This window comes from Ensifer aridi (assembly GCF_002078505.1).
Taxonomy (GTDB): domain Bacteria; phylum Pseudomonadota; class Alphaproteobacteria; order Rhizobiales; family Rhizobiaceae; genus Sinorhizobium; species Sinorhizobium aridi.
In genome coordinates this window covers 557,414-583,804 of sequence record NZ_LUAV01000004.1, presented here as the reverse complement: position 1 = coordinate 583,804, position 26,391 = coordinate 557,414, and the positions used below count along the sequence as shown (strand labels likewise).

The following is a 26,391-nucleotide window of genomic DNA, read 5'->3' as shown; positions in this document are numbered from 1 at the left end:
GTCATTGCACCGAAAGCGCAACGTCTTGCGCCGCCTGCAGGGCTGCGGCGTAGTTGTTGACGAGAAGATCCACGGAGGCCGCGGTCGCATCGAAGACCGGTGCCGGATAGACACCGAAGAAGATCGTCAGGATCACCAGCGGATAGAGGATTACTTTCTCGCGGGTGGAAAGATCGAGCAGCGCTTTCAGGCTTTCCTTCTCGAGTGCGCCGAAAATGACCCGGCGATAGAGCCAGAGCGCATAGGCGGCGGATAGGATAACGCCGGTCGTCGCAAAGAGGGCAACCCAGGTGTTTGCGCGGAAGGCGCCGACCAACGTCAAGACTTCACCGACGAAGCCCGAGGTCCCCGGAAGCCCGACATTGGCCATGGTGAAGACCATGAAGGCGACGGCGTATTTCGGCATGTTGTTGACAAGACCGCCATAGGCGGCGATCTCGCGTGTGTGCAGCCGGTCATAGACGACGCCGACGCAAAGGAAGAGCGCGCCGGATACGATGCCGTGCGAGAGCATCTGGAAGATGGCGCCCTGCACGCCTTGGATGTTGGCGGCGAAGGTCCCCATCGTCACGTAGCCCATGTGGGCGACCGAAGAGTAAGCGATGAGCTTCTTGATGTCGGTCTGCATCATCGCCACCAGCGAGGTGTAGATGATGGCGATGATCGAGAGCGTATAGACGAGCGGCGCGAAGAAGTCCGACGCCAGCGGGAACATCGGCAGCGAGAAACGCAGGAAGCCGTAGCCGCCGAGCTTCAGGAGGATGCCGGCCAGGATGACCGACCCTGCCGTCGGCGCCTGCACGTGCGCGTCCGGAAGCCAGGTGTGCACCGGCCACATCGGCATCTTCACCGCAAACGATGCGAAGAAGGCGAGCCATAACCAGGTCTGCATCTCGCGCGGAAAATTGTATTTGAGCAGTTCGGTGATGTCGGTGGTGCCGGCCTGCCAGTACATCGCCATGATGGCAAGCAGCATCAGCACCGAGCCGAGCAGAGTGTACAGGAAGAACTTGTAACTGGCGTAGACGCGGTCCCTGCCGCCCCAGACTCCGATGATGATGAACATCGGGATGAGGCCGGCTTCGAAGAACACGTAGAAGAGCACGATATCGAGCGAAACGAAGACGCCGAGCATCAGCGTTTCCAGGATGAGAAACGCGATCATGTATTCCTTGAGGCGCTTCTCGATCGTTACCCAGCTCGCAAGCACGCAGAACGGCATCAGGAGCGCCGTCAGCGGGAGGAACAGCACCGAGATGCCGTCGATGCCGAGATGGTAGGAAATGCCCGTGCCAAGCCATCCGTGCTTCTCGACCATCTGGAAGCCGGGGTTCGACGGGTCGAACTGATACCAGACGTAGAGCGATACCAGGAAAGTGAAGATCGTCGTCAGCAGCGAGACGTTCAGGATGTTGCGGCGGCCGTAGGCGCTGTCTTCCCTCGTCAGCAAGAGAAGCAGAACGCCGACGAGCGGCATGAAGGTGACCGCGGAAAGTACGGGCCAATCGGTCATCAGAAGGAACTCCCGAGCATCATCCAGGTAACGAGCGCAGCGATGCCGATCAGCATGGCGAACGCGTAGTGATAAAGGTAACCGGTTTGCAGCCGGACAACGCGATCGGTCACGTCGAGAACGCGCGCCGCGATCCCGTTCGGACCGAAGCCGTCGATGACGCGGCCGTCACCCTCCTTCCAAAGGAAGGTGCCGAGACGCTTGGCGGTACGGACGAACAGGAAATCGTAGAGTTCGTCGAAGTACCACTTGTTGAGCAGGAACTGGTAAAGACCGCGATGCTGCTCAGCGAGATATTTCGGCGTCTCCGGCGAGCGGATGTACATGTACCAGGCTGTGTACAGGCCGAGCGCCATGGCGACGAACGGGCTCCACTTCACCCACAGCGGAACGTGGTGGTATTCCTCGAGGATCTCGTTCTCGGGCAACGTGAAGAGCGAGCCCTGCCAGAATTCGGCATAATGGTGGCCGAAGAAATAGTCGTGGAACAGGAAGCCTGCGACGAGCGCGCCGAGAGCGAGGACGTAGAGCGGCACCAGCATCACCTGGGGCGACTCGTGCACGTGATGCATGACATCGGAGGAAGCACGCGGCCTGCCGTGGAAGGTCATGAAGGTCAGGCGCCAGGAATAGAAGCTGGTGAAGAGCGCCGCGATGACGAGCAGCGCGAAGGCGAAGCCGGAAACGATGCTATGCGACGCGAAGGTGGATTCGATGATCGCATCCTTCGAGAAGAAGCCCGCCGTGCCGATGACCGTGCCGGGAATGCCGACGCCGGTCAGTGCAATCGTGCCGATGAACATCATCCAGTAGGTGACCGGAATGTGCGTGCGCAGGCCGCCCATGTAGCGCATGTCCTGCTCACCGTCGACGGCGTGAATGACGGAGCCCGCGCCGAGGAACAGGAGCGCCTTGAAGAAGGCATGCGTGAACAGGTGGAAGATGGCAGCGCCGTAGGCGCCGACGCCGAGCGCCACGAACATGTAGCCGAGCTGCGAGCAGGTCGAATAGGCGATGACGCGCTTGATGTCATTTTGCACGAGACCGACGGTCGCCGCGAAGAAGGCGGTGATCGCACCGATGAGCGTGACCACCGTCAGCGCGTCCGGCGAAAGTTCGAAGAGCGGCGACATGCGGGCGACGAGGAAGACGCCGGCGGTTACCATGGTCGCGGCATGGATGAGGGCCGAGACCGGCGTCGGGCCTTCCATGGCGTCCGGCAGCCAGGTGTGCAGCAGGAACTGCGCTGACTTACCCATCGCGCCCATGAAGAGCAGCAGGCAGGTCGCGGTCAAGGCATCCGCCTTGTCGAGCTGCATGCCGAACAGGTTGATGACGGCCTCCCCTGCCCCGGCGCCCTCGGCCGGCAGATAGCTCTGCGCGGCGGCAAAGATCGTCTCGAGGTTGATCGAACCGAAGAGCACGAAGACTGAGAAGATGCCGAGCGAGAAACCGAAGTCGCCGACGCGGTTGACGATGAACGCCTTGATCGCCGCGGCATTGGCCGAAGGCTTCTTGTACCAGAAGCCGATCAACAGATAGGACGCCAGACCCACGCCCTCCCAGCCGAAGAACATCTGCAGGAGGTTGTCCGACGTGATGAGCATCAGCATCGCGAAGGTGAAGAGCGACAGATAGGAGAAGAAGCGCGGGCGATTGGGATCGTGGTGCATGTATCCGATCGAGTAGATATGCACCAGCGTCGAGACCGTGTTGACGACGACGAACATGACCGCGGTCAGCGTGTCGACGCGGAAGGCCCATTCGACATCGAAGCCGCCGGACTGGATCCAGCGCAGCACCGAAACCCTGATCATTTCCTCTTCGCCGAGGGCGACGTCGAAGAAGACCAACCAGGAAAGCGCGAGCGCGATCAGCATCAGGCCGCTGGTCACATATTCGGATGCTTTGGCACCGATCTGCGTGCCGAGGAGGCCGGCGATCAGGAAGCCGATCAGAGGCAGAAAGACGATAGCCTTGATGATGGTGTCCATAGCCCTGTCAGCCCTTCATCATGTTGACGTCTTCGACGGCGATCGAGCCGCGGTTTCGATAGAAGACGACGAGAATTGCAAGTCCGATGGCCGCTTCCGCGGCGGCCACCGTCAGAATGAACAGCGCGAAGACCTGACCGGTGATGTCGTTCAGGAAAGCCGAGAACGCCACCATGTTGATGTTGACCGCGAGCAGAATGAGTTCCACCGACATCAGGATGATGATGACGTTCTTCCGGTTGAGGAAGATGCCGAAGACGCCAAGCGTGAAGAGAATGGCGCTGACGGTCAGATAGTGGGAAATGCCGATTTCCATGAGTGTAGTCCCTCGACCTCGCGTCGCGATTAGATGCCCTGCCCCGGCTTGACCGTGACCACCTCGACGGCGGTCTCGGGCGTGCGGGCAACCTGGCGCGGAATGTCCTGACGCTTGATGTTCTGACGGTGACGCAGAGTGAGCACGATGGCGCCGATCATGGCGACGAGCAGCACCAGCCCCGCGATCTGGAAGAAGTAGATGTAGTGGGTATAGAGGACGTCGCCGAGCGCAGCCGTGTTGGTCCGCTCGCTGATCGGCGGGATCGGCATGGCGATACCCTTGGCGATTTCCGGCGAGAAAGCCGATCCACCAACGACGATGATAAGCTCCGCCGCGAGGATCAGTCCGATCAGAGCTCCGATCGGCGCGTATTCAAGCACACCCGCACGAAGCTCGGCGAAATCGATGTCGAGCATCATGACGACGAAGAGGAAGAGCACCGCCACCGCGCCGACATAGACGACGAGCAGGATCATCGCCAGGAACTCGGCACCGGTGAGGAGGAAAAGCCCTGCCGCATTGAAGAAGGTCAGGATCAGGAACAGAACAGAATAGACCGGATTCTTGGCCGCGATGACCATGAATGCCGATGCCACGGCGATGAAGGCAAAGAGATAGAAAAAAAGAACCTGCAGACCCATGATCGGTGCCTTTTTCGTCTTGCTCGGCATGAAGGCTCGTCGCCCTCACTCCATGAGGCAAAGCCGGACGTCCGTCCGGCCGATGCCCAAACCCGTTTCGCATGCACCACGTCTATTCAGCGGCGCGATGCGGCGTACTTGCGGATGGCCTCAGCGGTAGGGCGAGTCCATCGCAATGTTGCGCGCGATTTCGCGCTCCCAACGATCACCGTTGGCGAGCAGCTTCTCCTTGTCGTAGTAGAGCTCTTCGCGCGTCTCGGTGGCGAATTCGAAGTTCGGCCCTTCGACAATGGCATCGACAGGACAGGCTTCCTGGCAGAAACCGCAATAGATGCACTTCACCATGTCGATGTCGTAGCGAACCGTGCGGCGGGTGCCGTCGTTGCGACGCGGGCCGGCCTCGATGGTGATGGCCTGGGCAGGACAGATCGCTTCGCAAAGCTTGCAGGCGATGCAGCGCTCTTCTCCATTCGGATAGCGGCGCAGCGCATGCTCGCCGCGGAAGCGCGGGCTGACCGGCCCCTTCTCGAAGGGATAGTTCACGGTCGCCTTCGGCCGGAAGAAATAGCGCATCGACAGAAAGAACGCGCCGACGAATTCCTTGAGGAACAGCGAGCTGACGGCTTGCGAAAGACCGGCCATCATTAACCTCCAAACTTGCCGGCCTGGGAGGAGCCAGCGGTATGCAGCGAAGCTTGAGCGGTCATCATGCCCAGCCCATCAGCTTCAGAACGAACGCGACGATCACGACCATCGCCAGAGACAGCGGCAGGAAGACTTTCCAGCCGAGACGCATCAACTGGTCGTAGCGGTAGCGCGGCACGAAAGCCTTCACCATCGCGAACATGAAGAATACGAACGAGGCCTTAAGCACGAACCAAATGATGCCCGGGACCCAGTTCAGGAGCCAGATATCAACCGGAGGCAACCAGCCGCCCAGGAAGAGGATCGTCGTCAGCGCGCACATCAGGCAGATCGCCGCATATTCGCCGAGCATCAGCATCATGTACGGGGTCGAGCCGTATTCCACCATGTAGCCGGCGACGAGTTCCGATTCAGCCTCGGGCAGATCGAAAGGCGGACGGTTCGTCTCGGCAAGCGCCGAGATGAAGAAGATGATGAACATCGGGAACAGCGACAGCCAGTGCCAGTCGAGGAAGGAAGCCGGCAAGCCGAGCATCGTTCCGGGACCGTCCACCTGCGCGTTGACGATGTCCGTCAGATTGAGCGAACCGACACAAAGCAGAACGGTGACGATAACGAAGCCGATCGAGACTTCATAGGACACCATCTGCGCAGCCGACCGCAGCGCGCCGAGGAACGGATATTTCGAGTTCGACGCCCAGCCGCCCATGATGATGCCATAAACCTCGAGAGAAGATATGGCGAAGACGAAGAGGATGCCGACATTGATGTTCGCGATCACCCAGCCCGCATTGAGCGGGATGACGGCCCAGGCGGTGAGCGCGAGCGTCACGGAAACAAGCGGCGCGAGCAGGAAGATCGTCTTGTTGGCGCCGGCCGGAATGACCGGCTCCTTGAAGACGAACTTCAGAAGGTCGGCGAAGGACTGGAACAGACCCCAGGGACCAACAACGTTCGGACCGCGGCGAAGCTGCACGGCCGCCCAGATCTTGCGGTCCGCGAGCAGGAAATAGGCGATGAAAAGCAGCAGCGCGACCAGAAGCAGGAGCGACTGGCCAATGATGATGGCCGTGGGCCAGACATAGGTCGAAACGAAAGCGTCCATGATGCTCTATTCCCTCGCGCTCATTCCGCCGCAGCTTTGAAATTGTTGCGCGCCAAGGCCGAGCATTCGGCCATGACGGCGGATGCGCGCGCTATCGGGTTCGTCAAATAGAAGTCTTTGATCGGAGACGCAAACACGGATTTCGCCATCTCACCGGCTTTTTGCCCAAGTGCGGCAATTTCGTCGCTGCCGGCGGCGGTAAGCGCGTCCACTTCGGCGAAGTGCGGATGGGCCGCGTAGAGCTTGGCGCGCAGCTCGCCGAGCGAGTCGAAAGGCAGCTTCTTGCCGAGCACGTCGGAGAGCGCGCGGATGATCGCCCAGTCCTCGCGGGCCTCACCCGGGGCGAAACCGGCACGATTGCCGATCTGCACGCGGCCTTCGGTGTTCACCCAGGTGCCGGACTTTTCCGTGTAGGTCGCACCCGGAAGAATGACGTCGGCCGCATGCGCGCCATTGTCGCCGTGCGAGCCGATATAGACGGTGAAGCCCGCCTTCTTCCTCGAAAGGTCGATCTCGTCGGCGCCGAGCAGGAAGAGCACGTCCATCGCCGCGAGCATTTCAGCCGCCGACTTGCCGCCTTCGCCGGGAACGAAACCGAGGTCGAGACCGCCGACACGGGCCGCCGCGTTGTGAAGGACAGCAAAGCCGTTCCACTCCGCGCTGACCGCGCCGATCGCGACGGCAAGCTTTGCGGCATTGGCGAGAACGGCAGCGCCGCCCTCCCCTGCGAGCCCACCCTGGCCGACGATGATCAGCGGGCGTTGAGCCTTCTTGAGCGTCGCCAAGAACTTCGCTTTCCCGGCGACGAGCTCGGCAAGCGTGTCGGTGCCGGCGCCGAGATATTCATATCCGTACCGCAGCTCGCTCTGTTCGCCGATGACGGCGATCGGGAAGTTGCCCATGCGGTAGCGCTTGCGGATGCGGGCATTGAGGACGGAGGCCTCGAAGCGCGGATTGGAACCGATGATGAGCAGCGCGTCGGCGCTCTCGATGCCCTGGATCGTCGGATTGAAGATGTAGCTTGCGCGACCGAGAGACGGGTCGAGCGCCGCGCCATCCTGACGGCAATCGAGATTCTGCGACCCGAGCGCGGAGATGAGCTCCTTCAGGGCATACATTTCCTCGACCGAAGCAAGGTCCCCGGCAATCGCGCCGATCTTGTCTCCCGAAGTCTTCGCGACAGCCGCCTTGACCGCCTGGAATGCCTCGCTCCAGCTCGCCGGCTGCAGGCGTCCGTCCTTCTTGACGTAGGGACGGTCGAGGCGCTGCGTCTTGAGCCCGTCCCAGATGAAGCGGGTCTTGTCGGAGATCCACTCTTCGTTGATCTCCTCGTTGACGCGCGGCATGATGCGCATGACCTCGCGGCCGCGGGTATCGACGCGGATCGCCGAACCGACCGCATCCATGACGTCGATCGATTCGGTCTTGTTGAGCTCCCACGGACGCGCGGTGAAGGCGAAGGGCTTCGAAGTGAGGGCGCCGACCGGGCAGAGGTCGACGACATTGCCCTGCAGTTCCGAGGTCATCGCCTGTTCGAGATAAGTGGTGATTTCCGCGTCCTCGCCGCGGCCGATGAGGCCGAGCTCGGCAATGCCGGCGACTTCCGTCGTGAAGCGGACGCAGCGCGTGCAGTGGATGCAGCGGTTCATCACGGTCTTGACGAGCGGACCGATATACTTGTCCTCGACCGCGCGCTTGTTTTCCTGATAGCGCGAGGAGTCGATGCCGAAGGCCATCGCCTGGTCCTGCAGGTCGCACTCGCCGCCCTGATCGCAGATCGGGCAGTCGAGCGGATGATTGATGAGCAGGAATTCCATCACGCCTTCGCGCGCCTTCTTGACCATCGGCGTGTTCGTGAAGACTTCCGGCGCTTCCCCGTTCGGACCGGGACGCAGATCGCGTACGCCCATGGCGCAAGAGGCGGCAGGCTTCGGCGGACCGCCCTTCACCTCGATCAGACACATGCGGCAGTTGCCGGCAACCGAAAGCCGCTCATGGAAACAGAAGCGCGGAACCTCGGCACCGGCCTCCTCGCATGCCTGAAGCAGCGTGAAATGATCCGGGACCTCGATCTCTTTTCCGTCGACTTTCAGCTTTGCCATCTTCGCACTCAATCCTGTCTTTCGTCCGCCTGCCTTCCTTGGCGGCGGACAATTCCTTCACGGCCTTGCCGCTTGTCGTGACGCCGCAGGGCCATCACCTTATTTCTTCCGCACTCCCTTGAGTGCCCTCGCCTGCCCGATCCAGTCGTCCCGCGTGATGCGGCCGTACAAGCCGAATTCGGCATCGAGCTTCGCCACATCGGCTTCGCTCAACGCAGCGATGTCGGCGAAGCGGCGAATACCTCTGCCGTTCAACACCTGTTCGAGCTTCGGGCCGATCCCCGCGATCCGCTTGAGATCGTCGCTCGCACCGCTCTTCTGCGCCGATGCGGCCAGCTTTCTCGCAGCGCGCGGCTTGCGCGCGGCCGGGACGGACGGCGCTTCCGAGGCCTGCCGGGCTGCCGTCTGCGGCGCCACAGCCGGTGCCGGCTTCGTCGCTTCGACCGGCTCAACTTCCAGGGCCGCGACGCTTTTCTGCATAGCGCTGGCAGCGCCCTGCATTGCGCCGAACATCATGCCGGCAATCTGGCTCGACAGGCCGAAACCGAGAGCCGTGGCAGCGGCAATGGCCGCCGTCGGATGCGCCATCAGCGGATGCAGCGCGACGTTCGGCATGCTCCTCATCCATTCGGCCATGCCGAACGGATCGGCCGGGTCCGCAGTCCGTGCGAACGGGATGGCTGCCGCCGTTTCCCTTCCCTGTACATCCCTGCTTGCCCCAGCCATGGCCTCTTACTCCGCCGCTTCCAACACCGCGCCGTGCGACGTGGCATTGCGGGTGTATTCGTCGATCCGCTTTTCCATCTCCGGACGGAAATGCTTGATCAGGCCTTGGATCGGCCATGCGGCCGCATCGCCGAGTGCGCAGATCGTGTGACCTTCGACCTGCTTCGTCACGTCGAAGAGCATGTCGATCTCGCGCTTCTGGGCGCGACCCTGCACCATCCGCTCCATCACGCGCATCATCCATCCCGTGCCTTCACGGCAAGGCGTGCACTGGCCGCAGCTCTCGTGCTTGTAGAAAGCGGAAAGCCGCCAGATCGCCTTGATGATATCGGTAGACTTGTCCATGACGATGACGGCGGCGGTTCCGAGGCCGGAACCAAGCTCGCGCAGCCCGTCATAGTCCATGATCGCGTCCTTCATCTGCGCGCCCGGCACGCAGGGGACGGACGAGCCGCCGGGAATGACGGCGAGCAGATTGTCCCAGCCGCCGCGGATGCCGCCGCAGTGCTTCTCGATCAGTTCATGGAACGGGATCGACATCGCGTCCTCGACCGTGCAGGGGCGGTTCACGTGGCCGGAGATCGAGTAGAGCTTGGTGCCGTGATTGTTCGGGCGGCCGAAGCTGGTGTACCAGCCGGCACCGCGGCGCAGAATGGTCGGCGTGACCGCGATCGACTCGACGTTGTTGACGGTCGTCGGGCAGCCATAGAGGCCCATATTCGCCGGAAAAGGCGGCTTCAGTCGCGGCTGGCCCTTCTTGCCCTCGAGGCTTTCGAGCAGCGCCGTCTCCTCGCCGCAGATATAGGCGCCGGCGCCGTGATGAACGAAGATGTCGATGTCGTAGCCGAGCTTGTTGTTCCTGCCGAGCAGGCCATACTCGTAGCATTCGTCGATCGCAGCCTGCAGCGCTTCGCGCTCGCGGATGAACTCGCCGCGCACGTAGATATAGGCGGTGTGGGCGCCCATGGCGAAGCTCGCGATGACGCAGCCTTCGATCAGCGTGTGCGGATCGTGGCGCATGATGTCGCGGTCCTTGCAGGTGCCGGGCTCCGACTCGTCGGCATTGACGACGAGATAATGCGGGCGACCGTCGCTTTCCTTCGGCATGAAGGACCATTTGAGACCGGTCGGGAAGCCGGCGCCGCCGCGGCCGCGCAGACCCGAAGCCTTCACCTCGTTGATGATCCAGTCGCGGCCCTTCTCGAGGAGCTCCTTGGTGCCGTCCCAGTGGCCGCGCGCCATCGCGCCTTTCAGGGACTTGTCCTTGAGGCCGTAGATATTGGTAAAGATGCGATCTTCATCTCTCAGCATGGTTTCACCTCTTTACCCGCGGCTTCTTCGCCGGCTTGGACTTGTCGGCGGTCTCGCCCTCGATCTTGGCGTTCCTTGCCGAGGCTTTCTTCGCCGTCGCCGGAGTCTTCAGCGTCGGATTGGTGACGTCTGAAGCGGTCTTCGGCTTTGCAGCGTTCGAAGGCGGCACGCTGACCGCCTTGTCACCACCAGCCGACTTGCTCGCCCGGACCGCAGACTTCTTCTCCTCCGGCTGCGGCACCTGCAACGTCGTCAGTCCGCCGATCGGTGCGGAATAAACGCGATCGATCTGCGGGCCGGGCTTCACCTCGGCGCCCTTGCCAGCTTCGAACTGATCGATGATCTCCTCGAGCCGCTCGGCCGTCAGATCCTCGAAGGTGTCCTTGAAGATCATCACCATCGGCGCGTTGACGCAGGCGCCCTGACATTCGACCTCTTCCCAGGAGAGCGTGCCGCCTTCGTTCAGCGTGAAGGGCTCGGCGGCAATCTTCTTCTTGCAGACCTTGATCAGGTCTTCCGCGCCGCGCAGCATGCAGGGCGTCGTGCCGCAAACCTGGACATGCGCCCGCGATCCGACCGGCTTCAACTGAAACTGCGTATAGAAAGTAGCGACTTCGAGGACGCGGATATAGGGCATGCCGAGCATGTCGGCGACCGACTCGATTGCAGCCTTCGTCACCCAACCGTCCTGTTCCTGGGCGCGCATCAGCAGGGGGATGACTGCCGACTGCTCGCGGCCCTTCGGATACTTATTGATCGTTGCCTTGGCCCAGGCAGCATTTTCCTTGTTGAACGCAAAGGTCGCTGGCTGGACAGTGTCTTCGGCTAGTCGACGAACGGACATTCTAGTGGACACCTTATCAGTTAATCGAACCACACCGCGATTTCGTCAGCGAGACGAATTCGCAGGCATAGGCTGACTGGTCTTTCTGCAAAAATACGATGTAGCGCGTGCCGTTGGCGACCGCGGCCTTGATCTCGTAACCCTTGGACAGGAGCGTGGACATGGCGCCGCCCCGCAGCCCCGAGGACGATTCACTGCCGACTTCCTCCTGGGCGGAGGCCGCAGAAGCAAGAGCAAGAAGTCCGAGAGCGGCGAGCGGCGCCAGACGCATCAGCGATCGACCTCGCCGAAAACGATATCGAGGGAGCCCAGCACGGCCGAGACGTCGGCAAGCTGGTGCCCGCGACAGAGGAAGTCCATGGCCTGCAAATGCGCATAGCCCGGCGCGCGGATCTTGCAGCGGTACGGCTTGTTGGTGCCGTCGGAGACCAGATAGACGCCGAATTCGCCCTTCGGGGCCTCGACCGCGGCGTAGACCTCGCCGGCCGGCACATGGTAGCCCTCGGTATAGAGCTTGAAGTGGTGGATCAGCGCTTCCATCGAGCGCTTCATCTCGCCGCGCTTTGGCGGCACGATCTTGCCGTCGAGCGAGGAGACCGGCCCCACCTTCGCATCACCGAGCAGACGGTCGACGCACTGGCGCATGATCCGCGCCGATTGGCGCATCTCGATCATGCGGATCAGGTAGCGGTCAAAACAGTCGCCGTTCTTGCCGATCGGAATGTCGAACTCGAGATCGGAATAGCACTCATAGGGCTGCGCACGGCGCAGGTCCCAGGCAGCGCCAGAGCCGCGCACCATCACGCCGGAGAAGCCCCATGCCCAGGCATCCTCCAGCGTGACGACGCCGATGTCGACATTGCGCTGCTTGAAGATGCGGTTGCCGGTCAGGAGCTCATCGATATCGTCGACGGTCTTCAGGAACGGATCGATCCAGTTGCCGATATCCTCGACGAGCTTGTGCGGCAGGTCCTGATGCACTCCGCCGGGACGGAAATAGGCGGCGTGCATGCGCGCGCCGCAGGCGCGCTCATAGAAGACCATCAGCTTCTCGCGTTCCTCGAAACCCCAGAGCGGCGGGGTCAGCGCGCCGACATCCATCGCCTGGGTCGTCACGTTGAGGAGATGCGACAGGATACGGCCGATTTCCGAATAGAGGACGCGGATGAGCTGGCCGCGGATCGGCACTTCCGTGCCGGTCAACCTCTCAACGGCAAGCGCGAAGGCGTGCTCCTGATTCATCGGCGCGACGTAATCGAGCCGGTCGAAATAAGGGATAGCCTGCAGGTAGGTCTTCGTCTCGATCAGCTTCTCGGTGCCGCGATGCAGAAGGCCGATATGCGGATCGACGCGCTCGACGATTTCGCCGTCGAGTTCCAGCACGAGACGCAGAACGCCGTGCGCCGCCGGATGCTGCGGACCGAAGTTGATGTTGAAGTTGCGGACGTTATGTTCGGTCATACCGATTGCTCCAGGCCGGATGGCAATCCTTTCGCGATCACCACGGGCCGACTTGACTTACCGTGCCTTCGCCTTCTCGTCGCCGGGCAGGACGTAATCCGTGCCTTCCCACGGCGAGAGGAAGTCGAAGTTGCGGAATTCCTGCCTCAAATGGACCGGCTCATAGACAACACGTTTGACCTCGTCGTCGTAGCGCACTTCGACGAAGCCGGTTACCGGGAAGTCCTTGCGCAGCGGATAGCCCTCGAAACCGTAGTCCGTGAGGATGCGTCTCAAGTCCGGATGGCCGGTGAAGAGAATGCCGTACATGTCATAGGCTTCGCGCTCGAACCAGTCGGCGCCCGGGTAGACGGCGGTCGCGGAGGGGACGGGCTCGCCCTCGCCGGTGGCGACCTTCACCCGCACGCGCAGGTTCTGGCGCGGCGACAGCAGATGATACACGACGTCGAAGCGGTCCGGCCGCTGCGGATAGTCGACACCGCAAACGTCGATCAGGCTGATAAAACCGCACTGCACGTCGTCGCGCAGGAAGGTCAGGAGCGCTATAAGGTTCTCCGCCTTCGCCGTCAGTGTCAGCTCGCCGTATTCGATGGCCGAATCGGCAATAAGCGCGCCGCGCATCTCGCGAAGATAGGAGGCAAGCTCGTTCAGGGCTTCACTCATATTAAAGACCCCCTGCCCTTAGCGCTCGATCGTGCCGGTCCGGCGGATCTTCTTCTGCAGCAGAAGCACGCCGTAGAGCAGCGCTTCTGCCGTGGGAGGACAGCCTGGCACGTAGATGTCGACGGGCACGACGCGGTCACAGCCGCGTACGACCGAGTAGGAATAGTGATAGTAGCCGCCACCGTTGGCGCAGGAGCCCATCGAAATGACATAGCGCGGTTCCGGCATCTGGTCGTAGACCTTGCGCAGCGCGGGCGCCATCTTGTTGGTAAGCGTGCCGGCGACGATCATGACGTCGGACTGACGCGGCGAGGCGCGCGGCGCAAAGCCGAAGCGCTCGGCGTCATAGCGCGGCATCGACATCTGCATCATTTCGACGGCGCAGCAGGCAAGACCGAAGGTCATCCACATGAGCGAGCCGGTGCGCGCCCAGTTGATAAGTTCGTCCGTCGAGGTGACGAGAAAGCCCTTGTCGGCGAGCTCGTTGTTGATCTCGCCAAAGAATGCGTCATTGCTGCCGATCGGCTTGCCGGTCGCGGGATCGACGATCCCTTTCGGTTGGGGCGCAACGAGCGTGGTGCCGGATGCTAGTTCCATTCCAGCGCTCCCTTCTTCCATTCATAGATGAAGCCGACCGTCAGGACCAGGAGGAAGACCATCATCGACCAGAAGCCGAACCAGCCAATATCCTTGAACGAAACCGCCCAGGGGAAGAGGAACGCGACTTCGAGGTCGAAGATGATGAAGAGGATCGAAACGAGATAGAAGCGGATGTCGAACTTCATGCGGGCGTCGTCAAACGCATTGAAGCCGCACTCGTAGGCCGACAGTTTTTCCGAATCAGGCGCCTTGAAGGCGACGGCAAAAGGAGCGACCAGAAGAGCGAGGCCGATCACAAGCGCGATTCCAATGAAAATCGCGATCGGAACATAAGAACCGAGAAGTTCAGTCATTTTATCCGTCCCTGCCCGCGGGAGAGCACCAAGAGAGGCGCTTCAAGAACATGATGCCGCAGGCCGAAAAGTATGTTGCAACGCCAGAGTGGTTAGCGCAGGCCGCGCCCCGGCGCAAGCCTTCAACAGGCATTTAAACCGGTTCACGGCGCAGGATTGGACGGCATGTCGCATGCATGCGCATAACGAAGCGCGCAATTGCGCGAGCGGGCGGAGGTTACCGCCGAAATGCGGCATCAAGGCGGATTGCTGCCATGCAAAAATGAAACAGCTCGAAGGGGTTCATCGGGAGGGAGACAAAGAGAAATGGCGCGAGTGACGGGGCTCGAACCCGCGACCTCCGGCGTGACAGGCCGGCACTCTAACCGACTGAGCTACACCCGCGCATCATGACCAGCAGATGGCCATTGTCTCATCATCGGCATCTTTTGAGAATGCCGCAGTATCCTTCAAGAGTGGCGCGAGTGACGGGGCTCGAACCCGCGACCTCCGGCGTGACAGGCCGGCACTCTAACCGACTGAGCTACACCCGCATTCCCTTGACTGGCCGAAACGCTCGCGCGCCCCGATCAAGCGGCCCTGCCGTTTGATGAGCGGCTAACTAAGCGGTTCGCATTTGGGTGTCAAGCGTGTTTGAAGACAAATCCGTGACGGAACGGTTTTTGATCCACAGGGCGTCGCGCGGAGCGAAAATCGCGTATGGCGGCGGCAGCGGCGCAACCGAGATGAGCAGTGCCTCCACTTCGACGTGCGGCTGCGTCCGCACATCTTTATGTCCCTGTCGGTGGCGACGGGAGAAAGCCGATCTGTCGCCGTTCTCTGCCGACGCAGTTGTCAATTGTCCACAGTCCGCCTGCTCCGGCCATACGCTTGACGAGCCCTCACAAAAAAATCGAAAAAATCGCGCGAATGCTCTTGCGGTTTTCGCCGGTTGCGCATAGATCACGCCCACCGACGCGGCGGACACATTGGTTCGCAACGCGAAAGGGCGATTAGCTCAGTTGGTAGAGCGCCTCGTTTACACCGAGGATGTCGGGAGTTCGAGTCTCTCATCGCCCACCATTTTCTTATTCCTGGGAAGATGAATAGGCAGCAACATCGCTGGGCGTAGCGATATGTGCGGTCCTTTCACCCTCCGCGATATTGCTCATCCGTCACATGCTCGAGCCAATCCACCACCTTGCCGTCGAGCGCCTCCTGGATGGCGATGTGCGTCATTGCCGTATCGGCCGCGGCACCGTGCCAGTGCTTTTCGCCCGGCGGAAACCAGACGACGTCGCCGGCGCGAATCTCGCGCAGCTCTCCGCCCCAGCTTTGCGCCAGCCCCCGGCCTGAGGTGACGATCAGCGTCTGGCCGAGCGGGTGCGTGTGCCAAGCGGTGCGGGCGCCGGGCTCGAAGGTGACCGTCGCCCCGCGCACTCGTGCCGGCGCCGGTGCCTCGAAGGCGGGATCGATGCGTACCGCCCCTGTGAAGTATTCGGCCGGGCCGCGCGTCGAGGGTCTTGATCCACATTCGAAGATTTCCATCGGCGTTCTCCTAGTCTCAGGGCGTGAATTCGTATCTGTTCCTATAAAGAGCACGCGAAGGTGCGGGCAATGGCAAGCGAGCTCAAAGTCTATGAACCGTCACCGCCGGACAGGCGCTCCGGGCGATATCACAAAGATGCTCGTGGTGCGTCAGATAGATCACCTGGCCGACGCGCGCCATGTCCGCCATCAGCTCGAAGGCGCGGCCGGCGCGGCCGTCGTCGAACGTCTCCATGATATCGTCGGCGATGAACGGGAGCGCCTCCCGCGTTGCGGCGACTTCATGGTAGCCGGCGATCCTGAGGGCGAGATAAAGCTGGAAACGCGTGCCTTTCGAAAGATCGCGGGCAAGTTTCGATCCACCCGCGGCCGTGTTCGCGATCAGAAATTCCTGACCCTTCTCCGCTTGCGTCGACAGGCCGGAATATTCGCCGCCGCTGATGTGCATGAATGTCCGCGAAGCACGCTGCATCATGGCGCTGCGGTGACGTTCGCGAAACAGCCTGAGCCCCTGCTCGGCGGCGATCACGCCAGCCCGCAGCCGGAGATAGCCGATCGCCTTCATCTCGACGTCGAGAAGAAGCGTGCGGCGCCGCTGTTCGAGCTCGGCGACGCGGTCGCCCCCCTCCACTTCGGCAAGCGCCTTCTCCTTGCTCCGGACCTCCGCATGCGACTCGCCGACGTCGCGGTCGGCCGCATCGATCGCCTCGTCCAGCCGAGCGAGCTCGAGGCTCAACTCCTTTTCGTCGATCGGGCCCAGCATGGCTTCGGCTTCCCCGGCCGTGGCGACGCCAAGGCGCGTAACCAGATCGTTCTCGAGCTCGGCGCACCGGCGCCGCAGCCGTTCCTGCTCCTGGACGGCCTCCAGGCAGGAAGCGGCCTCGTCGAGCGTCGCGCAGCCGAAGAAATCGACGATCGCCCGTTTGGCTGCGGCATGGATTCGCTCTTCGCCGTGCAGCGACTGCAGGCTCTCCTCCATTCGCTCGATGCTGCCTTGGAGCGTGAGGCGGCGCTCTTCCATGTGATGCGCAGCGGTGATGCGATCGCGAATGGCGGTGAAAAGGGTGAGGACATCCTCGCACTGTGCCTCGCCTAATTGCGCTCCAAGACCCGCGACGGCTTCCGCGAAAACCTGCTGATCCCTTCGCATCGCGGCGATGCGATGGTCGAGTTCGCCCTTCCGCTGCATCAGCTTGTCGAAGTCCTGAAGCAAAGCGAGCACCGGACCTATTTCCTGCGGGAGTGGCCGCTCGATCCGGCGGGCGAGCCAGGTACCGGCGAGGGCATCACGCCACTCGCCGCACCAGGCGGCCATCGCGGCTTCCGCGGCAGCGAGCGTCGCCTCACGGCTTTCCAACGCTTCCGACGCGCGGCCGAACCGCGCGGCGGCGGCACTGCGGGCGGCGGACGCCGCCTGTGCGCGCGAGACGAAATGTTCGGCCGCGGAGAGCAACGCACCGAGACCGTCGGGCAAAGCGTCGCTCGCGCCGAACCGCACCAGTTCCTCGCGCAGAACGCGGACGGCCGCGTTCTCTTCAGCAACGGCCTTGTCGCGCTCCCGTAGCGCGGCACGCAAATCTGCGCGCAGCTCGAGCGCGGCGGCGCGCGTCGCGAGCCAAGCCTCCAGTTGCGGTAGCATGATCACGCTAGGTAAGCCGCAGGCGCTTGCGGCAGCGCCGATCGTCGTGTCCAGCCGCTCCCGCCGCTCGCCGATCGCCCTTCTTTGCGCCTCCAGCATCCGCAGGCGGCCACGCCGCTCGGAAACGGCGAGCGTCAGGCCACGCATCTCGGCGACGCGCTCCGCCTGTTCCAGCCGCAGTGCCGCAGCCGCGTCGTCCTCTTTCAGTATCACCACGAACGCCGTCGCGCTCGCCTCGTCGAGGCAGGAGCTGTGCCTTTGCCAGGCAAGATCCCGGCGCCGCCGGAGTTCGCTCGCGGTCGCGTCATCGATGGCGCCGCCATTGGCCGCAAGCGCGGCGAGCCGCGCCTCGTCTCCGGCTTGGCGCTCGTCTTCGTCGGCGGTCCGGTCGTCGAGCCGTAACCGCCGTTCCGCAAGTGCAGCTTCCTCCGCCCGCCATGCATCCACCACGCCCGGCGCCGGGACGGCAAGCGCCGCCAGATCGTCCAAAGTGCCTTCAAAGGGTCGCAGCGCCTCGAGCTTATCCGAGAGCATCGCTTCCAGCCGATCGATCTCTTTGGCCGCTGCCTGCTGACGAATAAGGCAGTCGCTCTGGCGCAGGTAATGCAAGCGGTTCGCGAGAAGAGCGGGTTCGCCCGTTCCTTCCTTCAGCCGGGCGGCGTCGCGCTCGGCCTCCTCGCGATCCCGTTTCGCGCTCTCGGTTTCCTCGCGTGCCGCGGCTAGCCTCTCCGACAGGCTTGCGTGCCGGCGCACAAGCTCCTGCAGCCGGGCGGCACGCGCGGTCGGCAGGAGGAGCGTGGCGGGATCGGAGTTGCCCTCCTCGTCCAGGCGGGCAAGGCAGGCGTCGATCTCGGCGGATGTCCTTGCCAGCTCTTCGAGGCGAGCCGGCATGTCACGTGCGGCCGTGAGATAGCGTGCGTCGAGTGCGGCGTCGCGGAGCGCCCCGAACCGTTCGGCGAGCGCCAGCGCCTCCCCGTCCTGCGGCATTCCCGCCAGCTCGTCGCGGCGCCGGTCGAGTTCCTCGTTCAGTTGCGCCAGCCGCGCCGCGATTTCCGCCTCCCGCTTGCGAAGCATCGGCAGCTCGCTCTGCCACTCCGCTGACGGCACCGGCAACGGACGTCGTTTCGCGAATTCGTCTCCGGCGTCGGAAAGCCGCTTGAGGATCGGCAGAGCATGGAGCTTTACGCGCGCCAAGTCCCTGGCGACACGCAGCTCCGCCCGTGTTCCTGCCGCCGTTTCGTAGCGTTCGCGCGCAGACATCAGCGCCTTGCGCAGGGAGGCGTATTCGCGCGCATTCACGTCAATCGCGCTGCGCTCCGCTTTGAGCGCGTCGAGTTCTGCCTTCAACTCGGCAAGCCGGTGCTTTCGCCCCTGCGGACGGAAGAAGGCATCCGCATCCGCACGCAGGCTCGCGAGAACGGCGCCGCTATCCGGCAAGCCGGAGCTTGCGGAAAAGAGCAGCGAACCAAGTTCCCCCTCGCTCTGCAGGATCGCTTCCCCGCCCTCCTCGATGCTGTCGTCGTCGAGCGAGAACATCATGCGATACGTCTCCCGATCGACTGAGCCGAGAGCCGCGGAAAAGAGATTGTCCGGCAGCGGCTGCTCGTCGGAGCCGACGAGGCTGTTGGCGTTGCGCTTTATACGATAGGCGCGGTGGCGATGGCCGCCGGCTTCCAGGACGCCGCCGATTCGCATCGTCTGGTAGGGATGCAGGAATCCGTAGGGGCTCGAACGCTCGATCCCGAAGAGCAGATCGAGGAAGCCTGAGAACAGGGTCGACTTCCCGGCTTCGTTCGGACCGTAAACGAGGTGAAAATCAGGCGCACCCGGCTTCGCCTCGCCGAAATCGAGGCTCCGCTCGGTGAACTTGCCGTAGCGGACGAGATCCAGTCGTTGAAGTCGCATCAGTCGATGGCCTCGGCGACCGTGCGACCGTGGAGATGCGCGAGCACATCCGCGCTCCCCGCCAGCCCGGCGTTCAGCGCCAGACTCTCCAGCGCTTCCTCGTCGACCGCCAATACCTGCCGCAGTTCGGGCGGCAATTGCTGCAGCAGTTCCTCCGCGACGCCCTTCACCTCTGCGCGGAAACCGAAGGAGGACAACACGTCGTCGACGAGCGCCGCCAATTCGACCACCGGGTCGGCCGAGGGATGTCCTGCATCCCCTGCCGCCCGGCACTGCACCTCGACCTTCTCGATCCAGCATCCGCCGAGCCCGGCCGCAATGTTGGCCATTTCCGTTTCCAGGAGATCGGCGTCGCGCCGTAGGCGCCAGGCAAGCGGGGTTCTTCCCGTCAGCGTCAACCGCAGGATCAGATTGTCGGCAGGCAGTCGCTTGCGAAGGCGAGCGATCTCCCGGCTCACCGCGTCCAGCATATCGCGCCAATCAGCGGCTCCCGTTACGTCGACGGAAAGCCGTTCGAAAGCGGCGGTGCTTGTCGCCCGCTCTTCCAGCACCACCTGCCCGTGATCGTCGATCGTGACGATGGTAACGCCCTTCATGCCCATTTCGTTGATGTCGCGGCCCTGCGGCATGCCGGGCATGACGATGGAGGGCTTTTCGCTATGCACCTGCCGCTGATGGACATGGCCGAGAGCCCAATAGTCGAAGCCATGCCGCTGAAGATCGGCGATGCTGCAGGGAGCATAGGGGTCATGTGCGGCGGAGCCGGAAAGGCTCGTATGCAACATGCCGATGTTGATTCCGTCGGCGACCGGCGCATGGAAGTGGGGCAGCAGACTTTCCGGCGCGTGCGTGTCGGCAAAGCTCACGCCGTGAATATGGACCGTTCTGCCGTTCTCCAGGGTCTTTGCCAGCACCGTCCTGCTGCGGCCGGAGAAGACGTGGACGGAGGGCGGCAGCGTGAGTTCGCGCGTCACTTGCGATTGGGCGTCGTGATTGCCTCGAATGATGAAGGTGCGGATGCCGGCCTCGTCAAGGCGGCGGAGCTCGCCTGCAAGGAAGAGCGCCGTGTTCATGGAGGTTTGGCTGCCGTCATAGAGATCGCCGGCGATCAACAGCGCGTCGACGTTTTCGGCAATGCACAGATCGACAATGCGCACGAGCGCGTTACGGGTGGCGCTGCGCACAAGGCTGGCAAGCTCCGGGTTTCGGAGCGCGAGGCTGCGCAAAGGTGAATCGAGATGAAGGTCTGCGGTATGAACAAATCGGAAGGGCATGGCCGACCATGACCCGGCGCCGCGTCCCTCGTCAATGCGAGTGCGTGGGGCAAACCGCGCCTGTACACAGGCGGCAAGCCCGCTGCTTTCAAGTGTTCTCCAAACAAAGCCCAAGAAAACGGCCCTGCACTGATCGCCTATCCGTGCCGTTCCCGTCGATTAGCGGTTTCGTAACGTCTTGCTCGTTTAACTTTCGCCCGGAAGTGCCTAGTGCATCTCTAGCACCGGAATGATTCCTGCTCGAGCATCCGCTCTCTCATGACGATCAAGAGCCGGAGAACATCTTGCACCGACCTTCGCCGACGGTCGTCATTCCGGAGTTATCCATGTCGCGCCTCAAGATATCGCACACGCTGATCGCCCTCTTCTCTCTGGTGACGGTGATCGTCGCCGCGCTGGCGCTGTCGTCGATGAACGGCACCCGAATGCTGAACGAACGGACCACCGAGATCGCCACGAGTTGGCTGCCGCGCGTCTCGCTGGCGCGCGCACTCGAGACGCAGCTCTCGGACACGCGGATGGCCTTCGCGCGGCATCTGATCTCGCTCACGCCTTTCGAAAAAAAGGCGGCAGAAAAGGTCATCGGCGAGACCGTCGGCGATTTCGACAAGCTCTCCGAAGAATATGCGGGCCTCGCCACTTCCGACGCCGACAGGGCGATGCTCGACAAGGTGCGAGCGGCCTATAAAGATTATCTCTCGGTCGCTGACCGCATGCTGAACCTCTCCAACAATCTGGAGAACATGAAGGCGCAGAGCGTTTTCAAGGTCGAGATGCGGGAAGCCGGAGAGAAGGTCGATGCGGCGCTCGAGGAGCTGCGCGCGCTCAACCTTGCCGGAGCGGACGCAGCCGTCGCCGCCAGTGCTGCCACGCACAGCCGGGTCATGGCGGTCGAGATGACGGTGATCGGCTTTGCCGCCGTGATCGTCCTCGGCGCGATCATCTACGCCGTGCGCGGGATAGCGCGCCCGATCCAGGTCATCACCCACTCAATGGCGCGCCTCGCCGAGGGCGACACGGCGAGCGCCATTCCTTACGGCACCCGCAAGGACGAGATCGGCGAAATGGCGCGCGCGGTCGAGGTCTTCCGCCAGGGGGCGATCACCAATCTCAAACTCGAGGAGGAGGCCCGCGCCCAGCACGCCGAAGCCGAGGCGCAACGCCAGCGCCTGACCGAAGAGGCCGAGGCCGCGGCGCAGCGGCGGCTCCAGGCGGCGACGGCCGGCCTTGCAAGCGGGCTGCGGCGACTTGCTTCCGGCGATTTGGCCTTCCAGCTCGACGAGCCTTTTGCGCCCGATTTCGAACAGCTGCGGCACGACCTCAACCAGGCCGTCGCCCAGCTCGCCGACACGCTGGCGGCCGTTTCGCAAAGCTCCGGCAGCATCGACAGCGGTGCCCGCGAGGTCAGCCACAGCGCGGACGACCTCTCGCGGCGTACCGAACAGCAGGCAGCTTCACTCGAGGAAACCGCGGCCGCGCTCGATGAGATCACCGTCAACGTTGCCAATTCCTCGAAGCGCACCAATGAGGCGCGCGCGATCGCGAGCCAGGCAAACGAAAGCGCACATAAGTCCGGCGCCATCGTCGCCGGCGCGATCGAAGCCATGGGGCGGATCGAGCACTCCTCCAGTCAGATATCCAACATCATCGGCGTCATCGACGAGATCGCCTTCCAGACGAACCTCCTCGCGCTCAATGCGGGGGTCGAGGCGGCGCGTGCGGGCGATGCCGGCAAGGGCTTCGCGGTCGTCGCGCAGGAAGTGCGCGAGCTCGCGCAGCGTTCGGCCAACGCGGCCAAGGAGATCAAGGAGTTGATCCGCAACTCGGCCGTCGAGGTCGAAAGCGGCGTCAAGCTCGTGCGCGAGGCCGGCGAGGCGCTTCGCACCATCGAAGGCCTGATCGTGACGATCAACGAGCACATGGACGCCATTGCGGTTTCGGCACAGGAGCAGGCGGCGGGCCTCTCGGAAGTGAACGTCGCGGTCAACCAGATGGACCAGGTCACGCAGCAGAACGCCGCGATGGTGGAGGAAGCCAACGCGGCAAGCGCGACCCTGGCGCAAGAAGCGGGCCGCCTGCGCGACCTGATCGACCGCTTCGCCCTGGCCGAGACCTCGAACCACGGCTTTGGGCCGGTAGGATCGCGCTACGCCGCCTAAACCCGCACACTTTTCCTGATCCCGCTACAGCGGCGGAGCGGCTGCAATCCTTGCGCTGCAAGCCAAACGACCCTCTCAACCGAGGGCCGTTTCTTTTTGCGACTGCATCCTCTTGCGGCTGGTGAGTCGCGTGGCGCTGCGGCATCAGCCTTAAGAATTAGGAGGTTCTTGTCGACAAATGTCGCAATTGTAACTATCAATAGGGTAACTGCCATTTGACATGGCACCTCAAAATATCGCCATGGTGGTCATGAAGAAGACATTCGAAGTTTCCGACAAGCTGTTCGAGCTCTACCATCGCGTTCATCGGCTGGTTAACGAATCCATGACGGAGGAAGGCGTCTCGCTTGCCCGGAGCAAGTTTCTCTTCTTCCTGAGCAAACTCGGCCCCTGTCGCTCCACGGATATCGCCTGTGCGCTGAACTTTGCGCCGCGAACGGTGACCGAGGCGATCGACGGGCTGGAACGCGACCGCCTGGTGATGCGCAAACCCGACCCGGAGGATCGCCGCGCAAAGATCGTCTCCATCACCGAGACCGGACGGGCCGTCCTCGAAGCGGCGGAACACCCACGCAAACAGCTCCTGGAGGAAATCTTCTCAGCGCTCGACGACGAGCAGCTCGACCAGCTCTACGATATCGTCAGCAAGCTCGTCGAAAAGACCGACGAGATCCGCAAACGCAAGGAAGAAGCGGAAGAGGCAGAGATCGCCTCCGCGCGATAGAGCCGCGCGCATCACCTCCGCAGAAAGAGAAGAGGCCGGGGCGTCATGCTCCGGCCTTTTCCGCTTTCTCCCGGCCTCGACGCTTACATCGCGTCGATGGCACCGATGGAGAAGAACAGGGTTTCGCCGGAGGAATCGTCGACGCCGTCATTGTCCGTGACGACATAACCATTGCCGGCGGCGTCAACTGCGAAGCCCTCGACCTTGTCGACGACATAACCGTTCAGCGCCTTCAGATCGGCAATGAGATCGCGCACCTCTTCCTTGCGGACGACCGGCAACTCGCTGCCGAGCTTGGCGGGCTTCAGATCGGCGAGAGGAACGCGATAGAGCTTCTTCAGCCTGGCTGCCTCGCCGATCAGATTGTCGCGCTCGATGATATAGGCATAGTCGCCATGGACGGAGATTTCCGAAAGGCCGACCCAGCCTTCTTCCGACTTGTCGAGCGGATAGCGCACCGCACCCCACTCCTCGGTTGCCGGCTTGTAGGAGACGAGCTTGACGAAGCCTTTCTCGTCGTCCTTCCATTCGCGCTGGACAGCCATCCAGAGGACCTGGTCATCCCCCTCGCCCACGGTCGCGATACCTTCGAAACCGTAGCGGATTTCGTTCGCACGCAACTCCGCCGGCAAGGCGATCTCCTTCTTGATCTCGCCCTTCTTGTTCACATGAAAGAGCGCATGGCTGTAAAGCTTGTCCGAATTGCCCTCGGAAGCGAGCCAGAAGCCGCCCTCGCCGTCATTGGCGACGCCTTCGATGTCGAGCTTCTGGGCGGGAGCACCGTCGCGGGTGATCCGCAGCGCCTCCGTGATCAGCGCCGGGGTCTGGGTGGCGTCGATCGTGAAGATCGTCGGCTGCGAGGAGAAGACGGAGTCGCTGACAGCGCGCAGGAAACCCGGCTTGTCCATGACCGCAGCAAGGCCGGAAAGCGCGCCGAAACCGATCGGCGTGCCGTCCTTTTCCGACGAGCGAATCTGCGGATAGGCGGCCTGCCCTTCTGCCCGTTCGTAGATCATCACATGTGCCCGCGCTCCACCGTCCTCAACGAGATCCACCTCATTGGCGGTCGCAAACAAATTGCGGCTGGGAATGGCGACCGCGCCCTCGGGCGAAATGCCGGACGGCAGAAGCTGGAGGAGTTCGGGTTGAGCGCCGGTATCCTTGTAGACGCCGACGATCGAGGCGCGCTCGGAGAGCACAAAGAAGAGGTTGTCGTCGCCGAAACGGGCCGCTTCGAGGCCCTCCGGTTCGACGCCCTTGGCCGACGACCTCTTCTCCGGATAGTGGCCGATGGCTGCGATCGCATGTTCGAAGCCCGCGCCGGACTCGAAGAGGACCTTGCCGGTCGCATCGAAGATCGTGAAACCGCGCGCACCGCCTTCGTAGTCACCCTCGTTGGCGACGAGCAGACGATTGTCGTCGAGCCACTTCACCGCATCCGGTTCGCGCTTGCGGCCAGGCTGCTCGCCCGTGAAGGAGATGGCGCCATCCCGCTTGGCATCGATGTTCTTCAGGTCGACGGTGCCGGCGGAGAAATGCGTCTTCACGGTCGCGGATTTACCGTCGATGATGACGATGTGGTTATTCTCCTGCAGCGTCAGCGCGATTTCGTCCTTGCCGTTGAAGGCGACGAATTCCGGCTCCGGATCGTCACCCGCGATCTCGGCGAGACCGGTCAGCGCCACATGCTTGATCGTCGTGCAATCGGCGACACCGTTCTTCAGCGACAGGATGACGAGATCGCCGGCCGGCATCTGCGGGATCTTTCCGTCCTCGACGTCCTCGTCGCGCTCGTTCTCGATCGCGACTGCGGCAAGCGTCCGGTCCTTGTTCAGGGCTACCGAATCCGGTTGACCGCCGAGATCACAGGTCGCCTCCACTTTTTTCGCCGCAACGTCGACGACTGCGAGGAGGCCCGATGGTTTGGTGAAGCTTTCGCGCGTATTGACGGCGACGAGGGCCTTTGCGCCGGCGACCGCGACGGAGGTCGGCTCGCCTTCGAAGGAGACGGTGCCACTCGCCTTCGGCGCCTTGGCGTCGGTAATATCGATGAAGCCGATGCGCTTGCCAGGGCTGTCGGTATAGATGAGCGTATTGCCGTCTTCACTCGAGGTGATGATCTCGGCCGATGTCGGTGCCTTCCGGTCGGCTCCCGCAGGCAGGTTGTCGGCGACGGCAAAGGATGCGATCCGGTTGAATACCTGTTCGGCCTGGACGGCGGATGCCGTCGATGCGGCAAGAGCCGCGGCCAATGCTGTGATGATCGAAAATGCTTTCATCTGTCCCTCCTTGTCGCGGCACATGCGCCGACCGCGCTTTCTCGCGCCGCGCTGACATCCGGAATCGGCGGCGGCCGGGGCCGGACGGGAGGCTTTTGCAACCGTCCTGTAACAGCGGGATGACAGCGGAGGTTGAAACGAAAAGAGGCCCGGTGAACCGGGCCTCAATCAACCTGCCTAAGACCCTCGCTCGGAAGCGACGTCGCGGCAGATGGAACATGAACCTAATCGCGGACGGCCGTTGCTAAGGACCGGCAAATGGAGAATGCCGTTCGGCAGCCTTTCCGCTGAAACGTCCTATTAGTTGACGGCGTCCTTAAGGCCCTTGCCGGCGGTAAACTTCGGCACGTTGCGCGCCGGGATGTCAACTTCCGCGCCCGTCGACGGGTTGCGGCCCTTGCTGGCTTCACGGCGGGTAACGGAGAAGTTGCCGAAGCCGACGAGGCGAATGTCGCCACCGTTCTTCAGTTCGCTCTGGATGGTCTCAAAAACTGCATCAACTGCAGAGGACGCATCAGCCTTCGAGAGTCCGGCCTTTTCGGCAACGGCAGTCACGAGCTCATTTTTGTTCATGTTTCCACCCCTTTCACACTGGTTCGAAACGACT

The 26,391-nt window shown here is 62.7% G+C and carries 22 protein-coding genes and 3 tRNA genes; 3 read left to right on the top strand and 22 right to left on the bottom strand.

Annotation, left to right across the window (positions count from 1 at the left end; genetic code table 11):
• Window position 1: 1 nt before the first annotated feature.
• The 17 genes from AYK65_RS06455 to AYK65_RS06375 all read right to left on the bottom strand — a co-directional run bounded on the left by AYK65_RS06455 (window position 2) and on the right by AYK65_RS06375 (window position 14,810).
• A complete protein-coding gene (locus AYK65_RS06455) occupies window positions 2-1,513 on the bottom strand; it encodes an NADH-quinone oxidoreductase subunit M (protein WP_026612507.1) in 1,512 nt (503 codons plus the stop codon).
• Window positions 1,513-3,507 carry an NADH-quinone oxidoreductase subunit L gene (gene nuoL / locus AYK65_RS06450; RefSeq protein WP_026612508.1) on the bottom strand — a complete coding sequence of 665 codons (1,995 nt, stop codon included), beginning with the start codon at window positions 3,505-3,507 and terminating at the stop codon, window positions 1,513-1,515. The genes AYK65_RS06455 and nuoL overlap by 1 nt, the downstream gene beginning before the upstream one ends.
• Window positions 3,508-3,514: 7 nt before the next feature.
• Window positions 3,515-3,823 (bottom strand): NADH-quinone oxidoreductase subunit NuoK, encoded by a 309-nt coding sequence (gene nuoK, locus AYK65_RS06445; RefSeq protein ID WP_003531854.1) that lies wholly within the window; start codon window positions 3,821-3,823, stop codon window positions 3,515-3,517.
• A gap of 29 nt (window positions 3,824-3,852) precedes the next feature.
• Window positions 3,853-4,467: an NADH-quinone oxidoreductase subunit J gene (locus AYK65_RS06440; protein WP_026619316.1), complete on the bottom strand. Its 615-nt coding sequence runs from the start codon at window positions 4,465-4,467 to the stop codon at window positions 3,853-3,855.
• A 150-nt stretch (window positions 4,468-4,617) separates the two neighbouring features.
• Window positions 4,618-5,109: an NADH-quinone oxidoreductase subunit NuoI gene (gene nuoI, locus AYK65_RS06435; RefSeq protein WP_026612510.1), complete on the bottom strand. Its 492-nt coding sequence runs from the start codon at window positions 5,107-5,109 to the stop codon at window positions 4,618-4,620.
• 64 nt (window positions 5,110-5,173) lie between these two features.
• Window positions 5,174-6,217, bottom strand: a complete 1,044-nt coding sequence (gene nuoH / locus AYK65_RS06430; RefSeq protein ID WP_046118301.1) for an NADH-quinone oxidoreductase subunit NuoH — start codon at window positions 6,215-6,217, stop codon at window positions 5,174-5,176.
• Window positions 6,218-6,237: 20 nt separating this feature from the next.
• The gene (gene nuoG / locus AYK65_RS06425) at window positions 6,238-8,319 is read right to left on the bottom strand and encodes an NADH-quinone oxidoreductase subunit NuoG (RefSeq protein WP_026612512.1); all 2,082 of its coding nucleotides are present in this window, start codon (window positions 8,317-8,319) and stop codon (window positions 6,238-6,240) included.
• 99 nt (window positions 8,320-8,418) lie between these two features.
• Window positions 8,419-9,045: an NADH:ubiquinone oxidoreductase gene (locus AYK65_RS06420; RefSeq protein ID WP_026612513.1), complete on the bottom strand. Its 627-nt coding sequence runs from the start codon at window positions 9,043-9,045 to the stop codon at window positions 8,419-8,421.
• Window positions 9,046-9,051: 6 nt separating this feature from the next.
• Window positions 9,052-10,356 carry an NADH-quinone oxidoreductase subunit NuoF gene (gene nuoF / locus AYK65_RS06415; protein ID WP_026612514.1) on the bottom strand — a complete coding sequence of 435 codons (1,305 nt, stop codon included), beginning with the start codon at window positions 10,354-10,356 and terminating at the stop codon, window positions 9,052-9,054.
• A gap of 4 nt (window positions 10,357-10,360) precedes the next feature.
• A complete protein-coding gene (gene nuoE / locus AYK65_RS06410; protein ID WP_046118303.1) occupies window positions 10,361-11,200 on the bottom strand; it encodes an NADH-quinone oxidoreductase subunit NuoE in 840 nt (279 codons plus the stop codon).
• Between the two features lie 16 nt (window positions 11,201-11,216).
• Window positions 11,217-11,471 (bottom strand): hypothetical protein, encoded by a 255-nt coding sequence (locus tag AYK65_RS06405; RefSeq protein ID WP_026612516.1) that lies wholly within the window; start codon window positions 11,469-11,471, stop codon window positions 11,217-11,219.
• Entirely contained in the window at window positions 11,471-12,661 is a 1,191-nt protein-coding gene (locus tag AYK65_RS06400; protein ID WP_026612517.1) for an NADH-quinone oxidoreductase subunit D, read from the bottom strand. The genes AYK65_RS06405 and AYK65_RS06400 overlap by 1 nt, the downstream gene beginning before the upstream one ends.
• Window positions 12,662-12,718: 57 nt before the next feature.
• On the bottom strand, window positions 12,719-13,324 hold the full coding sequence (locus AYK65_RS06395; RefSeq protein ID WP_026612518.1) for an NADH-quinone oxidoreductase subunit C: 606 nt from the start codon (window positions 13,322-13,324) through the stop codon (window positions 12,719-12,721).
• Between the two features lie 18 nt (window positions 13,325-13,342).
• Complete coding sequence (locus tag AYK65_RS06390; RefSeq protein WP_026612519.1) at window positions 13,343-13,921, bottom strand: NuoB/complex I 20 kDa subunit family protein; 579 nt, start codon at window positions 13,919-13,921, stop codon at window positions 13,343-13,345.
• Window positions 13,912-14,277 (bottom strand): NADH-quinone oxidoreductase subunit A, encoded by a 366-nt coding sequence (locus AYK65_RS06385; protein WP_026612520.1) that lies wholly within the window; start codon window positions 14,275-14,277, stop codon window positions 13,912-13,914. The genes AYK65_RS06390 and AYK65_RS06385 overlap by 10 nt, the downstream gene beginning before the upstream one ends.
• A 307-nt stretch (window positions 14,278-14,584) precedes the next feature.
• A tRNA-Asp gene (locus AYK65_RS06380) sits at window positions 14,585-14,661 on the bottom strand.
• Window positions 14,662-14,733: 72 nt separating this feature from the next.
• Window positions 14,734-14,810: transfer RNA gene (locus AYK65_RS06375), tRNA-Asp, on the bottom strand.
• 453 nt (window positions 14,811-15,263) lie between these two features.
• Between AYK65_RS06375 and AYK65_RS06370 the strand changes: the two genes are divergently transcribed.
• Window positions 15,264-15,339 (top strand) — tRNA-Val (locus tag AYK65_RS06370).
• 66 nt (window positions 15,340-15,405) lie between these two features.
• Here AYK65_RS06370 and AYK65_RS06365 read toward each other — a convergent pair.
• From AYK65_RS06365 to AYK65_RS06355, 3 genes are all read right to left on the bottom strand, one after another.
• Window positions 15,406-15,804, bottom strand: coding sequence for a (R)-mandelonitrile lyase (locus AYK65_RS06365; RefSeq protein ID WP_026612521.1), 399 nt, complete (start codon window positions 15,802-15,804; stop codon window positions 15,406-15,408).
• A gap of 82 nt (window positions 15,805-15,886) precedes the next feature.
• The gene (locus tag AYK65_RS06360; protein ID WP_081158057.1) at window positions 15,887-19,348 is read right to left on the bottom strand and encodes an ATP-binding protein; all 3,462 of its coding nucleotides are present in this window, start codon (window positions 19,346-19,348) and stop codon (window positions 15,887-15,889) included.
• Window positions 19,348-20,622: a metallophosphoesterase family protein gene (locus tag AYK65_RS06355; RefSeq protein WP_046118306.1), complete on the bottom strand. Its 1,275-nt coding sequence runs from the start codon at window positions 20,620-20,622 to the stop codon at window positions 19,348-19,350. The genes AYK65_RS06360 and AYK65_RS06355 overlap by 1 nt, the downstream gene beginning before the upstream one ends.
• A 326-nt stretch (window positions 20,623-20,948) precedes the next feature.
• Between AYK65_RS06355 and AYK65_RS06350 the strand changes: the two genes are divergently transcribed.
• Complete coding sequence (locus AYK65_RS06350; protein WP_034884985.1) at window positions 20,949-22,781, top strand: HAMP domain-containing methyl-accepting chemotaxis protein; 1,833 nt, start codon at window positions 20,949-20,951, stop codon at window positions 22,779-22,781.
• A gap of 250 nt (window positions 22,782-23,031) precedes the next feature.
• Window positions 23,032-23,505: a MarR family winged helix-turn-helix transcriptional regulator gene (locus tag AYK65_RS06345; RefSeq protein WP_026612524.1), complete on the top strand. Its 474-nt coding sequence runs from the start codon at window positions 23,032-23,034 to the stop codon at window positions 23,503-23,505.
• 83 nt (window positions 23,506-23,588) lie between these two features.
• Here AYK65_RS06345 and AYK65_RS06340 read toward each other — a convergent pair whose 3' ends face one another.
• Window positions 23,589-25,784: an esterase-like activity of phytase family protein gene (locus tag AYK65_RS06340; protein ID WP_081158082.1), complete on the bottom strand. Its 2,196-nt coding sequence runs from the start codon at window positions 25,782-25,784 to the stop codon at window positions 23,589-23,591.
• 300 nt (window positions 25,785-26,084) lie between these two features.
• Entirely contained in the window at window positions 26,085-26,357 is a 273-nt protein-coding gene (gene hupB / locus AYK65_RS06335; RefSeq protein ID WP_026612526.1) for a DNA-binding protein HupB, read from the bottom strand.
• Window positions 26,358-26,391 lie beyond the last annotated feature (34 nt).

Coding starts and splice junctions, on each gene's coding strand:
- nuoI (WP_026612510.1), bottom strand. CDS start 5,109: ATGGCCGGTCTTTCGCAAGCCGTCAGCTCGCTGTTCCTCAAGGAATTC.
- AYK65_RS06365 (WP_026612521.1), bottom strand. CDS start 15,804: ATGGAAATCTTCGAATGTGGATCAAGACCCTCGACGCGCGGCCCGGCC.
- AYK65_RS06345 (WP_026612524.1), top strand. CDS start 23,032: ATGAAGAAGACATTCGAAGTTTCCGACAAGCTGTTCGAGCTCTACCAT.
- hupB (WP_026612526.1), bottom strand. CDS start 26,357: ATGAACAAAAATGAGCTCGTGACTGCCGTTGCCGAAAAGGCCGGACTC.
- AYK65_RS06350 (WP_034884985.1), top strand. CDS start 20,949: ATGTCGCGCCTCAAGATATCGCACACGCTGATCGCCCTCTTCTCTCTG.
- AYK65_RS06395 (WP_026612518.1), bottom strand. CDS start 13,324: ATGAGTGAAGCCCTGAACGAGCTTGCCTCCTATCTTCGCGAGATGCGC.
- AYK65_RS06455 (WP_026612507.1), bottom strand. CDS start 1,513: ATGACCGATTGGCCCGTACTTTCCGCGGTCACCTTCATGCCGCTCGTC.
- AYK65_RS06355 (WP_046118306.1), bottom strand. CDS start 20,622: ATGCCCTTCCGATTTGTTCATACCGCAGACCTTCATCTCGATTCACCT.
- nuoE (WP_046118303.1), bottom strand. CDS start 11,200: ATGTCCGTTCGTCGACTAGCCGAAGACACTGTCCAGCCAGCGACCTTT.
- nuoG (WP_026612512.1), bottom strand. CDS start 8,319: ATGGCAAAGCTGAAAGTCGACGGAAAAGAGATCGAGGTCCCGGATCAT.
- AYK65_RS06385 (WP_026612520.1), bottom strand. CDS start 14,277: ATGACTGAACTTCTCGGTTCTTATGTTCCGATCGCGATTTTCATTGGA.
- AYK65_RS06340 (WP_081158082.1), bottom strand. CDS start 25,784: ATGAAAGCATTTTCGATCATCACAGCATTGGCCGCGGCTCTTGCCGCA.
- nuoK (WP_003531854.1), bottom strand. CDS start 3,823: ATGGAAATCGGCATTTCCCACTATCTGACCGTCAGCGCCATTCTCTTC.
- AYK65_RS06420 (WP_026612513.1), bottom strand. CDS start 9,045: ATGGCTGGGGCAAGCAGGGATGTACAGGGAAGGGAAACGGCGGCAGCC.
- AYK65_RS06390 (WP_026612519.1), bottom strand. CDS start 13,921: ATGGAACTAGCATCCGGCACCACGCTCGTTGCGCCCCAACCGAAAGGG.
- AYK65_RS06400 (WP_026612517.1), bottom strand. CDS start 12,661: ATGACCGAACATAACGTCCGCAACTTCAACATCAACTTCGGTCCGCAG.
- AYK65_RS06405 (WP_026612516.1), bottom strand. CDS start 11,471: ATGCGTCTGGCGCCGCTCGCCGCTCTCGGACTTCTTGCTCTTGCTTCT.
- nuoL (WP_026612508.1), bottom strand. CDS start 3,507: ATGGACACCATCATCAAGGCTATCGTCTTTCTGCCTCTGATCGGCTTC.
- nuoF (WP_026612514.1), bottom strand. CDS start 10,356: ATGCTGAGAGATGAAGATCGCATCTTTACCAATATCTACGGCCTCAAG.
- AYK65_RS06360 (WP_081158057.1), bottom strand. CDS start 19,348: ATGCGACTTCAACGACTGGATCTCGTCCGCTACGGCAAGTTCACCGAG.
- nuoH (WP_046118301.1), bottom strand. CDS start 6,217: ATGGACGCTTTCGTTTCGACCTATGTCTGGCCCACGGCCATCATCATT.
- AYK65_RS06440 (WP_026619316.1), bottom strand. CDS start 4,467: ATGGGTCTGCAGGTTCTTTTTTTCTATCTCTTTGCCTTCATCGCCGTG.